This window comes from Candidatus Poribacteria bacterium (assembly GCA_016866785.1).
Classification (GTDB): Bacteria; Poribacteria; WGA-4E.
In genome coordinates, this window is sequence record VGLH01000022.1 from 24,540 (window position 1) to 38,036 (window position 13,497).

General features: G+C 65.2%; 17 protein-coding genes. 11 read left to right on the forward strand and 6 right to left on the reverse strand.

Annotation, left to right across the window (positions count from 1 at the left end):
* The first annotated feature begins 10 nt into the window (after nucleotides 1-10).
* From FJZ36_05185 to FJZ36_05210, 6 genes are all read left to right on the forward strand, one after another.
* Nucleotides 11-1,249 carry a Gfo/Idh/MocA family oxidoreductase gene (locus FJZ36_05185; GenBank protein ID MBM3214288.1) on the forward strand — a complete coding sequence of 413 codons (1,239 nt, stop codon included), beginning with the start codon at nucleotides 11-13 and terminating at the stop codon, nucleotides 1,247-1,249.
* 199 nt (nucleotides 1,250-1,448) lie between these two features.
* Nucleotides 1,449-2,078 (forward strand): hypothetical protein, encoded by a 630-nt coding sequence (locus tag FJZ36_05190; GenBank protein MBM3214289.1) that lies wholly within the window; start codon nucleotides 1,449-1,451, stop codon nucleotides 2,076-2,078.
* Between the two features lie 114 nt (nucleotides 2,079-2,192).
* Nucleotides 2,193-2,879 carry a hypothetical protein gene (locus FJZ36_05195; GenBank protein MBM3214290.1) on the forward strand — a complete coding sequence of 229 codons (687 nt, stop codon included), beginning with the start codon at nucleotides 2,193-2,195 and terminating at the stop codon, nucleotides 2,877-2,879.
* Nucleotides 2,880-3,209: 330 nt separating this feature from the next.
* Nucleotides 3,210-3,890 carry a hypothetical protein gene (locus tag FJZ36_05200; protein MBM3214291.1) on the forward strand — a complete coding sequence of 227 codons (681 nt, stop codon included), beginning with the start codon at nucleotides 3,210-3,212 and terminating at the stop codon, nucleotides 3,888-3,890.
* A gap of 135 nt (nucleotides 3,891-4,025) precedes the next feature.
* Nucleotides 4,026-4,838 (forward strand): sugar phosphate isomerase/epimerase, encoded by an 813-nt coding sequence (locus tag FJZ36_05205; GenBank protein MBM3214292.1) that lies wholly within the window; start codon nucleotides 4,026-4,028, stop codon nucleotides 4,836-4,838.
* Nucleotides 4,678-5,865, forward strand: coding sequence for a hypothetical protein (locus FJZ36_05210; GenBank protein ID MBM3214293.1), 1,188 nt, complete (start codon nucleotides 4,678-4,680; stop codon nucleotides 5,863-5,865). Before FJZ36_05205 ends, FJZ36_05210 begins: the two co-directional genes overlap by 161 nt.
* On the opposite strand, the gene FJZ36_05215 is transcribed toward FJZ36_05210, so the two are convergent.
* Nucleotides 5,862-6,284 (reverse strand): hypothetical protein, encoded by a 423-nt coding sequence (locus tag FJZ36_05215; GenBank protein ID MBM3214294.1) that lies wholly within the window; start codon nucleotides 6,282-6,284, stop codon nucleotides 5,862-5,864. The two genes, FJZ36_05210 and FJZ36_05215, sit on opposite strands and share 4 nt — an antisense overlap.
* A gap of 193 nt (nucleotides 6,285-6,477) precedes the next feature.
* Between FJZ36_05215 and yacG the strand changes: the two genes are divergently transcribed.
* From yacG to FJZ36_05240, 5 genes are all read left to right on the forward strand, one after another.
* Complete coding sequence (yacG, locus tag FJZ36_05220; protein MBM3214295.1) at nucleotides 6,478-6,693, forward strand: DNA gyrase inhibitor YacG; 216 nt, start codon at nucleotides 6,478-6,480, stop codon at nucleotides 6,691-6,693.
* Nucleotides 6,659-7,303, forward strand: a complete 645-nt coding sequence (locus tag FJZ36_05225; protein MBM3214296.1) for an HD domain-containing protein — start codon at nucleotides 6,659-6,661, stop codon at nucleotides 7,301-7,303. Before yacG ends, FJZ36_05225 begins: the two co-directional genes overlap by 35 nt.
* Nucleotides 7,304-7,364: 61 nt before the next feature.
* On the forward strand, nucleotides 7,365-7,808 hold the full coding sequence (rsfS, locus tag FJZ36_05230; protein MBM3214297.1) for a ribosome silencing factor: 444 nt from the start codon (nucleotides 7,365-7,367) through the stop codon (nucleotides 7,806-7,808).
* A gap of 100 nt (nucleotides 7,809-7,908) precedes the next feature.
* Entirely contained in the window at nucleotides 7,909-9,078 is a 1,170-nt protein-coding gene (locus FJZ36_05235) for a PorV/PorQ family protein (protein ID MBM3214298.1), read from the forward strand.
* A gap of 13 nt (nucleotides 9,079-9,091) precedes the next feature.
* Nucleotides 9,092-9,826 (forward strand): hypothetical protein, encoded by a 735-nt coding sequence (locus tag FJZ36_05240; GenBank protein ID MBM3214299.1) that lies wholly within the window; start codon nucleotides 9,092-9,094, stop codon nucleotides 9,824-9,826.
* Between the two features lie 31 nt (nucleotides 9,827-9,857).
* Here FJZ36_05240 and nth read toward each other — a convergent pair whose 3' ends face one another.
* From nth to FJZ36_05265, 5 genes are all read right to left on the reverse strand, one after another.
* A complete protein-coding gene (gene nth / locus FJZ36_05245) occupies nucleotides 9,858-10,502 on the reverse strand; it encodes an endonuclease III (protein ID MBM3214300.1) in 645 nt (214 codons plus the stop codon).
* A gap of 102 nt (nucleotides 10,503-10,604) precedes the next feature.
* Complete coding sequence (locus tag FJZ36_05250; protein ID MBM3214301.1) at nucleotides 10,605-11,237, reverse strand: class I SAM-dependent methyltransferase; 633 nt, start codon at nucleotides 11,235-11,237, stop codon at nucleotides 10,605-10,607.
* Nucleotides 11,111-12,145, reverse strand: a complete 1,035-nt coding sequence (gmd, locus tag FJZ36_05255) for a GDP-mannose 4,6-dehydratase (protein ID MBM3214302.1) — start codon at nucleotides 12,143-12,145, stop codon at nucleotides 11,111-11,113. Before gmd ends, FJZ36_05250 begins: the two co-directional genes overlap by 127 nt.
* A 3-nt stretch (nucleotides 12,146-12,148) precedes the next feature.
* Complete coding sequence (locus FJZ36_05260; GenBank protein ID MBM3214303.1) at nucleotides 12,149-13,210, reverse strand: mannose-1-phosphate guanyltransferase; 1,062 nt, start codon at nucleotides 13,208-13,210, stop codon at nucleotides 12,149-12,151.
* Nucleotides 13,211-13,261: 51 nt separating this feature from the next.
* A partial coding sequence (locus tag FJZ36_05265; protein ID MBM3214304.1) for an SIS domain-containing protein occupies nucleotides 13,262-13,497 on the reverse strand: 236 nt, incomplete at its 5' end.

Genomic DNA, 13,497 nt, shown 5'->3' on the forward strand with positions numbered 1-13,497 from the left:
GGCAACGCGGATGGAAGTTCTCCGGATGGCGGTCATCGGGACCGGCGGTCGCGCGCAGTCACACCTCGCCACGATCCCGAAGCTCGCGGACCGGTACGTGTTGTGCGGCGTCTGCGACCTCGACGCGGAGCGAGCGAAGTCCGCTGGCGAGTCGCGCGGCGTGCCGTGGTTCGTGGACTCCGAAGAGCTGCTCGACAAGGCGAAGCCGCACGTCGTCCTCATCGGGCTGCCGCCGGAGGGTCACCACATCGTCGTGGCGCAGGCGGCGTCGAGGGGCATCCACAGCATCAGCGAGACGCCGATGTCGTTCAGCCTGGCGTGCGCCAAGCGGATGATCGACGACTCCGCACGGTACGGAACGGCGCTCGAAGTGAGCGAGAACGTCCGCCGTTGGCCCCTGGAACGGTTCAAGCGAGCCGTGATCGGCAGCGGCGCTCTGGGCGAAGTGACGCAGATCCACTGCTGGTACGGGAGCGGCATCTACCACGGCATCAGCGCGGTGCGGAACGCCGCGCGAGCGGAAGCCGTGCGCATCGTCGGGTCGGCTCAGAACGTCCAGGTGGACGGGCGCTGGTTCGACCCGTTCATCCGCCGGTCCGTCGGGAACGATCCCCGGACGCCCCAGGCGCCGAAGAACCCGCCGTCTGGTTCCCGTGTCGCCACATGGGAGCTCGGCGTCGTAACGTTCGCGAACGGCGTCTGCGCGGTCATTCAGTATCCACCGGCGCGCGTGCGCGGCAACTACTGGGAGGTCTACCTGACCGGCGGAGAGATGGTCGCGGGAGACTTCTACCGCTATACCGAGGGCGGGCGCGAGGCAGTGCCCTACGAGACCGTCCACACGGAAGTGGACGGCGTTCGCACGATCGACCACATGAAGCTGACGGCTCCTGGGCTCCCGGAAGCGATCTGGGAGAACCCGCACAAGGGCTATCCGCTTTCTGACACGGACGACATCGCGCGCGCCGACGCGATGATCAGCGTCCATCGGAACGTCACAGAAGGGGCAGAGCTCGACTACGGCGGGATCGGGGGCTACCGCGACCTGGAAGTGATGATCGGGACCCGCGAGTCGGCTCTGCGGGGGAACCAGCCGGTCCCCGTGCCGATCTCGCTCCCCATCGACTACGACCGCATCCAGCACGCGGCGTTTGCCGAGCGGTATGGGCACGATCCGCTGGACTTGGTGGGGTCGTCGGACTTCCGTCAGGAGGCGAAGATCAGCGCCGAGGTCGGCAGCATCCGATGACAGGCGGGACCGGCCGTCGGTCCGTAGGTGCGGATCGCCCAATAGGCGTTGACAGGACTCCCGACTTCTGTTAGTGTGATAGATGCGTGGGTCGTTGCCAGGGGTGGGTGCGCCCGCCGTGGCGTCCGTTCGACGAGCGATGGGACGCCGGAAAGCGCGCCTCGGAAATGAGCGTAACGCTCGTGCCAGGAGGGATGCAATGCATCGTCGCTCACTCGCGTTGCTGCTGGGAGCCGCGTTCATCGTCGGGACGGCTGTCGCGACCGCTCAGGAAGCGCAGATCATCCTCGATGAGAACGTGGATGCGGTCATCAAGAACCTGACCGGCGGGGAAGGCACGCCGAGCAAGTCGAACGACGCCTACAAGGGCAAGGAGTCGCTGTACGTCGGTTCGACGGGTGGTGACGGGCAGAAGTACAACGACAAGTACCCAGCCCTGTCCATCAAGATCGTCGAGGCGCCGAAGGCTGCGAACGAGTTCCGGTACGTCACGTGGGCTTGGAAGAAGGATGGCGGCAACGGCATCCAGCTCCAGATCCACGGGGTGCCCGACACGTGGGGCCACCGGTACCACGCGGGCCAGAACGTGAAGAACTGGAACCCGTCGCTGGAAGCGAACAAGGCGATCCCGGCGAGCTGGACGCTCGTGACGAAGGACCTCTTCAAGGACTGGAAGGCGTTCGAGGTCACCGGTCTCGCGTTCACGGCTTGGGACGGCAAGGGCGGCCTGTGGGATGTGCTCGCGTTCCACAAGAGCCCGACGCCCCCGACCGCAGTCGAGCCGGCTGGCAAGGCTGCGATCTCCTGGGCATCGCTCAAGGCTGAGTAGTTCGGTCATGTGATCTCGATGTGCGACAACCGACGGAGCCCCCACGCGGCACGAAGTGGTGGGCTCCGTCGTTGCACATACAGCCTGGGATGAGACATGGAGAGGATCGAGCGAATGGGTCTACGCGTACGGATTGCCGTGATCGCAGCGGTCGCCGCCGCATGCCTGATGGCGGTGTCTACGGGCGATGCGTTTGGACAGGCATCGTTCGTCATCGTCCACGACGAGCAGAGCGTCAAGGACCTGCTGCCCATCCTAACCGAGGGCGCAGGTGCGGCGTCGTTCGAGAAAGCGGATGTCTACAAGGACGATGGTGACGGCAAGGCAGCCTTGCTGGTCACCGGTGAGGGCGGCGACGGCCAGAAGTTTCGCACGTCCGTTCCAGGATGGGCGTGGAAGATCAAGAAGGACCCGAACCCCAAAGCGAAGGATGAGTTCCGGTACATCACGTTCGCTTGGAGGAAGGTCGGAGGCACGGGAATCCAGCTCCAGCTCCACGCTCCAGATGCGAACACATGGGGACACCGGTACCACGCCGGAGCTAACGAGAAGGGCTGGAACCCCTCCATCGAGATCGCGCCGAAGATTCCCGAACAGTGGGCGATCGTGACACGCGACCTCTTCACAGACTGGAAGGAGTTCACGCTGGATGGCATCGCCTTCACAGCGTGGAGCCTCAAGCATGGTATCTGGGACCATGTTGTTCTGCATCAGACGGAGGAGGATCCACTCGGAGCGAAAGCCGTCGAGCCCAGCGGCAAGGCGGCGTCCGCGTGGGCACGTCTGAAGGTCGAACGCTAACCACTCACTCCGTCGCGCCGTCGGTCCTAGTGGTCAGTTACTTTGGAGCTTTCGTCTTCCCCTCCACCTCAGTCCTCCCCCACGCTCCGCGGGGAGGAGGCTATGTCCCTCCCCCTTGCATGGGGGAGGGTTAGGGTGGGGGTTGGACAAACCGACAAGTCACTGTCACTGACCACTAGGTGCCGGCGGCGCGCCACGCAACCACGGCTGAGGAACTGTCGCCCAAGCGCCTGACATTGGACTGCATCGGCTCCTCCCAGGTTCGCCGTCACGCGCGCACATCTTCGCGGACGTGGGGAGTCCACGCCGCCCCAGCAGGAGGCAGGGCCCATGAGATACGCCCGACAACGCTTCCCGCACATCCTGACGGCTCTCGCGCTGTTCGCCAGCGCCGCGCTCTCCTCCCATGCGCAGCAGATCTTCGTCATCGCCCACGACGAGTCCACGAACGCGGCGCTCATCTCGACGTTCACCGGCGGCGAGGGGCAGGTGAGCCTCGAATCGAGCGACGTCTACACGGATGACAACGACCGCAAGTCCGCCATCCTCGTCACGGGAGCCGGCGGCGACGGCCAGCGGTACCGCGACCGTATCCCCGGATGGGCGTTCAGCATCGTCGAGAAGCCGAACAAGGACTCGACGACCGAGTTCCGGTACATCACCTTCGCCTGGAAGAAGGTCGGCGGCACTGGGATTCAGCTCCAGCTCCACGGCGACCCCAACACCTGGGGCCACCGGTACCATGCCGGCGCCAATGAGAAGAACTGGAACCCGTCGATTCAGGTCAGCGCCAAGATCCCCGACAAGTGGACTCTCGTCACGCGGGATCTGTGGGCGGACTGGAAGTCCTTCGCTCTGACCGGCGTCGCATTCACGGCATGGAGCCTTCAGCACGGCATCTGGGATCACATGGTGCTCCACCAGACGCCCGGCGACCCGAAGCTGCCTCTCGCCGTGGAGCCGGCGGGGAAGGCTGCGACCGTCTGGGGATTGCTGCGGGCGGAGCGCTAGACGAACAACGTGCCCAGAATAGCGCCGCCGGTCCGCATCGGGATCGGTGGCGCTTCGCCTTGCCTTGACACGGTTCCACCGGCTTGCCATGCTCTCGATGCACACAGGGCGTCAGCCATCGACAAGGAGCTCACGATGTCCGGGATGCAGTACTGCCTGAACGCGAGCACGATCCGACCCGCGCCGCTGATGGACAAGATCCGGATCGCCGGCGAGGTCGGGTTCCGCGCCATCGAGCTCTGGACGGACGAGCTGGACGCCTACATCGAGGGCGGCGGGACGCTCCGCGAAGTGACGCGCGCCCTATCGGATGCCGGACTCGCCGTTCCGACCGTCATCGCGGTCCACGGGTGGCTGGGTTCGTTCGGCGCCGACCACACGAAGGCGGTCGATGAGGCGAAACGCCGGATGGCACAAGCTGCCGAAGTCGGCGCGCCTCGCATGATCGCCAGCCCGCCGTTGGGAACCGCCGACTTGTCCAGCGGCGGCGCCCAATACCGCGAGCTCCTCGAAATCGGTAACAGCCTGGGGATCTCCCCGGCGATGGAGTTCCTCGGCTTCGTCAAGAGCGTCCACACGATCGAGCAGGCGTGGAAGATCGTCACAGACGCGAATCACCCGGACGGGTCCGTCATCATGGACCCGTTCCACATCCTGCGCGGCGGCGGCGACTACCGGAGCATCGCGATGGTTCCAGGCGACAAGGTCGCCATCTGGCACTGGAACGACGCGCCCGGCGGTCGTCCCTTCTCCGAGCAGTCGGACTCCGACCGCGTCATGCCCGGAGATGGCGTCGGGCCCCTGCGCGAGATGGAGCGGCTCATCGAGGCGTCGGGGTACTCCGGCTACGTGTCGCTGGAGCTCTTCAACCCGGCGCTGTGGGAGCGCGATCCGCTCGAAGTGGCTCGCATCGGGATCGACAAGATGCGCGCTTACTTCGCGTCGTAGGCGCACGGGGTGCGAAGGAGCAGGTACCGTGTCTGACAGCCTGTTCGCGCTGGATCAATCGTTGCGGCCGCTGCTTGAAGACACGTTCTGGGGATTCCGCGCATCCCGCGTGCTCCAGGTCGCCAACGAGATCGGCGTGTTCGATCGGCTCACGTCCGGGGCGCGCACGGCTGACCAGATCGCCCATGCCTGCGGGACCCACGCGACGATGACCGAGAAGCTGCTCATCTGCTGCTGCGGCATGGGGCTCCTGCGACGCGATGGCGAGCTCTTCGCCAACACGCAAATCGCCACGACCTACCTCGTCAAGGACGCTCCGCTCTACCAGGGACACATCATCGGGCACGCGATGTCCGTCTGGGGGTTCTGGAACCGCCTGGAAGCCGTCATCTACGGCGGCTCGCGCGATGCCGACGCAGGCGCTGTTCCCGCGAAGCCGGACGACAAGAGCCATGTCGACTTCATCCACGGGATGCATGATATCTCGATCACGGGCGCGGCGCAGATGGTCGCTCTGAACGTCGATCTCGCTGGGAGAGCGCGTTTGCTGGACGTGGGCGGCGGACCGGGGACGTACTCCATCGCGTTCTGCCAGCGGAACCCGGCGCTGTCCTGCGTCGTGTTCGACCGCGCGGAGACGCTGGCGATCACGCGACAGGTCGTGGCGCGTTACGGTCTGTCAGCGCGAGTCCAGACCGAGGAAGGCGACTGGAATCAGGAGAGCTACGGCTTCGCCTACGACGCCGTGCTTCTCTCGAACGTCCTCCACGGTCCGACCAGCGGCGCATTGGACAAGCTGCGCAAGGCGCGTGCTGCGATGAACCCAGGGGGCATGGTCATCGTCCACGACTTCATGCTGAACGCGGAGAAGTCCGGTCCGTTGCAGGCGGCGCTGTTCAACATGATGGTCGGAACCTACAGCGTCCCGGAGATGATCGGAGTGGTCGGCGAGGCGGGGTTCGGCGATGTCCGGCTGGTGGCGACCGGGGACCGTGGGAATGCCGTCGTGACCGGCGTTCGGTGCTAGAGTCCTCCGCGCTGCACCGGAGTGGGATCGACCGACAGGATCGCCTGATCCAGCGACGACAGGAAGCTGCGCAGCTCGCCGTCGGACGGCTTGCGATTCGTGTTCTTGAACGCCCGTTGGTAGTCGCGTAGGGCGTGGTAGAGAAGCCCCTTGTCGACGCGGTCTTGGCTCACGGCGTCGCGCAGCCGTGAGAACTCCGCCTTCACCTCGTCTTCCGAGATGCCGTCGGGTCGCTGAGCGAGCACCTGCTGCTCGACGCCGATCACCGCGCCCTTGACCAGCACTTCGCGCTGGAAACCCGAAATGCCGCCCATCCGCCACGAGATCCATCCGAGCGCGCCGCCCACGACCGCGCCGATCACCACGGCGAAGAGCACCAGCGTCTTGACACAGCCGAGCCTTCGGGGTTGTTCCGCCACTGTCGGTTAGCTCCGGGGCGAGCGCGTCGGCTCTTGACATGTCGAGCCGGCGTGCGATAAGTTCGAGGGCGTGACGTCCTGCTTCGGCGATTGTAGGGTCGCCATCGGGTCGAAGCAACCGGACAGCGGGGGACGTGGCATCGTGCGATCGAGTCCAGAGCCATCCCGGGCAGGCAAGGCATCCCGTGTCGCCCTGAGGTGCCCGATCTGCCGTCGCACCGTGCCCTATGACGCTCACGCGCCCTTGCCGCCTGCGTTCCCCTTCTGCAGCGCGCGATGCCGTTTGGTCGATCTGAACCGCTGGCTCAATGAGGAGTACGTGCTGGATCGCCCCCTGTCGGTCGAGGAAGTCGAGCGTCTGATGGACGACCACGATGGGCCCGTCGAGGAGGACCCGGATGCCGTTTGACGCCGACCAGGCGACGGCATACGTGTCGGAGCGCTTGTCCCCGGAACGCATCAAGCATGTTCTGGGCGTCAGGGAGACGGTTCTCGACTACGCGCGAGTGCACGGACTCTCCGCCGAGGATGCGGAGGCTGCCGCCTTGCTCCATGACTGCGCGAAATGGATGCCCATCGACCGGCAGATCGCCGTGTGCGAGGCTCACGGTATCGAGCTTTCCGAGGACGATCTGGCGCAGCCGTCTGTCTTGCACGCATTCGCCGGGGCAGAGCTGGCGAGAGAGACCTTCGGCGCATCGCCGGAGGTGTGCCGGGCGATCCGCGCCCACACGACCGGATGGGTTCCGATGGATCCGCTAGATATGGCGCTCTACGTAGCCGACTACACGGAGCCCAATCGCACCCACGACGGGCTGGAACCGATACGTCAGGAGGCGCGGCGGAACCTGGTTCGGGCGACGCTGCGAACGATGGACGGCAAGCTGCGGGTTCTGCTGGATCGAGGAACGCCGATCCATCCGCGCACCGTGTCCGCCCGGAACGCGCTGATTCGGTTGGCGGCGAACCAGCGATCTCAAATCAACGCGGCTCGCGATGCCGCCGTAGCGGGAGATTGACGTGGCGGAGGATCCGAGGGCGCAAGCTCGATATTCGAGCTCGGAGCCGCAGGGAGCGGCGATGGTAGCCGCCGAAGCGGCGCTGTCGCGTAAGGCGCTCGACGTGCGCCTGCTCGACCTGCGCGGCATCGCGTCGTTCACGGACTATTTCGTCATCTGCTCGGGCACGTCCGACACGCACATCGAGGGGATCGCCGACGCCGTGCGCGAAGCGATGGACGAAGCCGGCGAGCGGCTCTGGCATCGCGAGGGTCCGCGCAAGTCCGAATGGGTGCTGCTCGACTACGTGGACGTGGTCGTCCACGTGTTCACTCGTTCGGCGCGCGAGCAGTACGACCTGGAACGGCTCTGGTCCGAGGCGCGAATGGTTCCCATCGACGACGTCGATGTCGAAGTGGACAGCGAGTGGGAGGAGTTCGTGCCGGACGATGAGGAGTTCACGGCTGCGGCGTCGCTCGACGATCTGGTGGACGAAGACGACGAGTGGGATATGTCGGACGAATGAGGCGTGTTCACTGGGAGTGGCGGGCTGACGCATCGGTAAACGGGCATACGGCAGGCTGCGTTGAACGCGAGAATCGCCGGTTCGTATGAGGAGTTCATGAATGGGGACGCGTGTTGAGTGGCGTGTCGGGGCTGTCGCCGTCGCGATGACGCTGTGCTTCGGTGGCGTTCAGTCCGCTTCCGCCGCTGCCGGCAGAACCGGCGCCGCGATTCTGGATCTGCCGCACCGGAGCGTGCGTGCCACGGCGCTTGGCGAAGCCTTCTCCGCGTACCACGGCGATGTGAACACCGTGCTGTGGAACCCCAGCGGGCTCTACGGAGTGGATCGTCGTCAGGTCCTCGGCGGCTGGAACGACTTCGCCAATGTCTTTGGCGAAGCCGGGGACGGGCTCTACTACGCGCTCTTTGCCGGAGCCGTCCCGGTGAAGGATGCCGGGGTCTTCGGCGCGACGCTTCAGTTGAACGGTCAGGGAACCATCGAGATTACGACGGATTCGCCGGAGGTGCTCGCCGAGGAAAGCCTGGGCACGAACTGGGTCCTGGGTCTCACCTACGCGGACCAGTTGGCGGAAGGCGTTCGCGGCGGCGTGACCGGCAAGATGATCCGCCTGCCGTTGGGCACGGGCTTCGAGCAGGCGAGCACGGCGACCGCGTACGCGGTCGATCTCGGTGCGCAGTACGACATCGGCGCAGGCGTCCCAGTCACCATTGGGATAGCCGTCCTGAACCTGGGCACGCGGGTTCAGTACAAGGATGCGAACCAGAGCGATCCGCTCCCGCGCAAGTTCCAGACCGGCGTTGCCGTGGTCGCGTACGACTCGGAGGACATTCGCGTCGTCGTCAGCGGCGACTTCGTGGCGGCTATCGACAAGCTGGCGCAGGACACGACGGATGAGGATTTCGTCCAGACGGTGGATCTGCGGATGACGCAGCCCAAGTATGCCGGGATGAGCCGCGAGGAAGTCGAAACCGGACTCAAGAAGGATCGTGGAACCGGCATCTACGCGTTCGGGTGGGATCGGATGGAGCGCTCGGTCGGCGTCGAGGCGCGCATCCTCAAGATTCTCGCGGTGCGGGCTGGCTACAAGATCGGCGACCCGTTGTCGGAAGTCATGGAGCTCGATGTCGCCGACCGTGTGTCCGCCGGCTTCGGCATCGATCTCACCGAGCTCAAGCTGCCGGTTCATCTCGACTATGCCAACGGGCTCTGGGGCGCTGGCGGGCCCTTCGGCAAGCGCATCAACACGTTCTCGCTCTCACTCGCGTTCTAGAGAAGCCTCCGTCATGCAAGACCATCGCGTCGTCACCATGATTGTGGCTGCTGTCCTGTGCGTCGGCTTCGCGGCTGCCTCAGCGGCTCAGGTCACATCGGCGACGGACGCCACGCAAGCGCCTCTGGCGTCGATCGAGGCACGGCGAACCTCTCCGGGCATGGCGTTCCTCATGTCAGGGATCGTGCCAGGCAGCGGGCAGTTGTACCACGGGCAGCGGCGCGGGGTTGTGTACCTCGCCGCAGAGGTCGGTCTTGCGGTCGGGTACCTGCTGATCCATCGAGACGCCCAGGACCTGCAGGACCAATACGTCGCCGAGGTGCGGGCGAACGTCAAGTTCGATGGAGAGGGTTCGTTCGACGAGTGGAACATGGAGGACTTCGAACACGCGACCATGTTCGACAACTGGCACAACGTCTACACCGACGACGGCGGCGAACCGTTGGAGCGAGTCGGCAAATTCTACTGGAAAGATCGCGAGGACTTCCGCTCGGCGGACCCGCAGTCGCGACAACCCATTCCAGCGTCAGACCTGCGACTCGTCGCACTCGACTACCGGAACCGGAGCAACGACCGGTTCCAGACCGCGCGGAACGTCGTCGGCGTGATCCTCTTCAACCACATCGTGAGCGGCGTGGACGCGATGGTCGCCAGTCGGCTGAGGAACCGCCCCGCCAACCTGACGCTCACGCCACGTAGCGACTCGTCGCGGCGCGCCTACGGCGTGGCGCTCAACGCTTCCTTCTAGATCGCGACGACTCGCCAGTCATTCTTGGCAGTCATTCCTGGGCGCTCGGACACAGGTCGCGCAGCGCGCACTGCCCACAATCGGGACGCCGTGCGATGCACACCCGTCTGCCGTGCTCGATGAGTTGCAGCGTGAGGCGAATCCAGCGGTCGCGAGGGATGATCGCCTCCAGATCGTCGGCGACCTTGTCGGGCGTCCTGCCGTCGCTCAAGGCGAGAAGCCGACTGATCCGCGCAACGTGCGTATCGACCACGATGCCGCTCGCCTGACCGTACCAGACGTTGAGCAGCACGTGCGCCGTCTTTCGCGCGACGCCGGGTAGCGTCAGCAGCTCGTCGAGCGTTGACGGGATGTTCCCGCCGTAAGTTTCCACGACTCGCTGCGCCATGCCTTTCAGGTGCTTCGCCTTGTTCCGGTAGAACCCGGTACGGAAGATGATTCTCTCCAGCTCTGCCAGATCCGCTTGAGCCAGGTCGTGAACCGTCGGGTAGCGGGCAAACAGCGCCGGCGTGACCGTGTTCACGGTCTTGTCGGTGCATTGAGCGGACAGGATCGTCGCGGACAGGAGCTGGTACGGGCTGTCGTGGACGAGGGCGCAGGCGGGCTCGCCGTACGCCGCATCGAGTCGGTCGAGTATCGCCGGCACGGTGCTCTGGCACAGGCGATCAACTGCCATCGCGTATCCCGGGGAGCCTTGACGAAGAACTGCAACCGCCTGTGGACGGTTCCCCAGTACCGAGCCGCCGGACGAGGATCGAGCCCGGCGCGACGATGCCGTTCACGAGCTATCCTCCGCGTCGGATCGCTGCGGCTTCGGCTGCGTCGCGGGCGATCCCCACACGACGCATCGCCTGGCGAATTGCTTCAGCGACTGGCTCTTGACCACGATGGTGTCCGGCGCCAGCACGTGCGTGTACATGCTGAGCAACGAGATGAGATCGAGCAGCGAGGCGTACCCGGAGAACCCCGACATATCGACGTAGACCTTCGAGAACTCGCGTCCCAGAGCCAAGATGGAGCGCATGTCGAAGGCGTCGATGGCCTCGAAGCGGATCGACGGTCGCATTTGTCGGGCGCGTTCGATGCACGCCGGGCTCACGTCGATTCCGAGGACCTCGCGGCAGTGCGGCGCGATCAGTTCGGTGGTCGTGCCCCATTCGCAGCCGACTTCTAGGACCACGTCATCGGCTCCGACCGTGTGCGGGATCGTCGCGCGATACTCCTGCACGCCGCGAGTGGCGACGTACCGCGTCCGTGGGCTGGGCGGCGGCTTGCTGGGTGGCATCAGGCGAACCTTCGCCCGCGCTCCGAGTCGGGATGCACGATGCCGTTTCGCTGCTCCTCCAGCAGGCGTATGTCCGACTCGACCATCAGCGCGACGAGCTCGCGGAAGCTCGTCTTGGGAGCCCATCCGAGCTTCGCCCTCGCCTTGGAGGCGTCGCCCAGCAGCACGTCCACTTCCGCCGGTCGGAAGTAGCGTGGATCGATCTCGACGTAGTCCTCCCAGGTCAGACCGACCTGCCCGAAGGCGAGGGCGAGGAACTCGCGGATCGAATGCGTCTCGCCGGTCGCGATGACGTAGTCGTCCGAGGCGTCCTGTTGAAGCATCAGCCACATCGCTTCGACGTAATCCTTCGCGTAGCCCCAGTCGCGCTTGGCGTCGAGGTTCCCCAGATATAGCTTGTCCTGCAGCCCAGCTCGGATATGGGCGACGGCGCGAGTGATCTTGCGCGTGACGAAGGTCGCGCCCCTCCGTGGGCTCTCATGGTTGAACAGGATGCCGTTGCTGGCGTGCATCCCGTAGGACTCGCGGTAGTTGAGCGTGATCCAGTAGGCGTAGAGCTTGGCGCATCCGTAGGGGCTGCGTGGGTAGAAGGGCGTCGTCTCGCGCTGGGGTACCTCCTGAACCTTGCCGAACATCTCGGAGCTGCTCGCCTGGTAGAACCTGGCGGCGCTGCCGGTCGTCCGGAGCGCCTCCAAGATGCGGACGGTGCTCATGCCGGTCGTGTCGCAGGTGTACTCCGGGATGTCGAAGCTCACGCGGACGTGGCTTTGCGCTGCGAGGTGGTAGACCTCGTCGGGCTCCGTCTGGTGGAGCAGCTTGATCAGGTTCGTCGTGTCGGTGATGTCCCCGTAGTGGCAGTAGAGCCGCACGCCGGCCTCGTGCGGGTCGTGCAGCATGTGATCGATCCGGTCCGTGTTGAACGTGCTGGTTCGTCGAATGATCCCGTGGACTTCGTAGCCCTTGTCGAGGAGCAACTCGGTCAGGTAGGAACCATCCTGCCCGGTGATGCCTGTGATGAGCGCCTTCTTGGGCATGAGCTACTCCCCTTTCCCGCGAGCCAGGATACGCGTCGCCAGCGCCCTTACTTCCTGCGCTCGCTCACGAGGGCAGATCAGCAGGGCGTCGTCTGTATCGACGATGATCATGCTGTCGAGTCCCACTGTGGCGATCAGGCGCTTGCCACCGAAGATGAGGCAGTCTCGCGTGTCGAGACCTTCGTGCGTCGCGCTGACGGCGTTCCCGTCATCGTCGCGTTGCCAGACGTTCCAGACCGATTCCCAGCTTCCGACGTCGTCCCAGCCGATCTCTGCCGGGATGACGAGGATGTTCGTCGCCTTCTCCATCAGACCGTAGTCGATGGAGACCCCGACGATCCGTGGGTACGTCTCAGAGAGACGAGCCGGGTCGTCAGCAATCGAGTCGACGGCGTCGAGGAGCTCGGGTTGGTGGAGCCCCAGAGCGTCGAAGAACGATGTGAGCCGCCAGACGAACATGCCGCTGTTCCACAGGTAGTGTCCCTCGCGGACGAACGCCTCAGCCAGCGACAGGTCGGGTTTTTCCGTGAACCTCTGGACGCCGTAGGCGGCGAACGAGCCTTCGTCGTCGGTGTGTTCCGAGAACTGGATGTATCCGTACCCGGTCTCAGGGCGGGTCGGGCGGATACCGAAGGTGATGAGGCAGTCGTGGCGAGCCGCGAGAGCTGCGGCGGAGGCGAGCAGCGAACGGAAGCCCGACTCGTCGCGGATCAGATGGTCGGCGCACACGACTGCCACGACAGCGGCAGGATCGACGGCGCGGACCTGAGCGCATGCGAGCGCGATACCGGGCAGCGTGTTACGGGCGACCGGCTCGATGACGAAGTGCTCGTGCGGCAGATCGGCGAGCTCGGTCCGCGCCAAGTCGGCGAGCTCACCATCGGTGGAGATCCAGATGCGGTCGTTTCCCACCAGAGGTCGCACGCGCTCGACCGCGCTCAGAAGCAACGACCGGTCGTCGAACAGGCTCAGAAACTGCTTGGGCTTGTTCGGCGTGCTGAGGGGCCAAAAGCGCGTGCCCTTGCCGCCGGCAAGGACGATGACATGGAGGTTGCCGGCTGACATGGCGTCTCCGATTCGTCTTTCATCACCCGTGCGTGGAAACCGTGCGGATGCCTATTGAACGCACTCCGCGACGCTTTGTTCCACCAGACCGCACAGTATGTGCCCGATGGTGATGTGGGCTTCCTGAATGCGGGGGGTTTCGTCCGAAGGCACGGTGAGGGCGATGTCGCACAACTCGGCGAGCTTGCCGCCTGTGCGGCCGGTCATGCCAATGGCACGAGCGCCGCGCGCGCGCGCCGCCTCGACGGCTCGCAGCACGTTGGGCGAGTTGCCGCTGGTCGAGATGG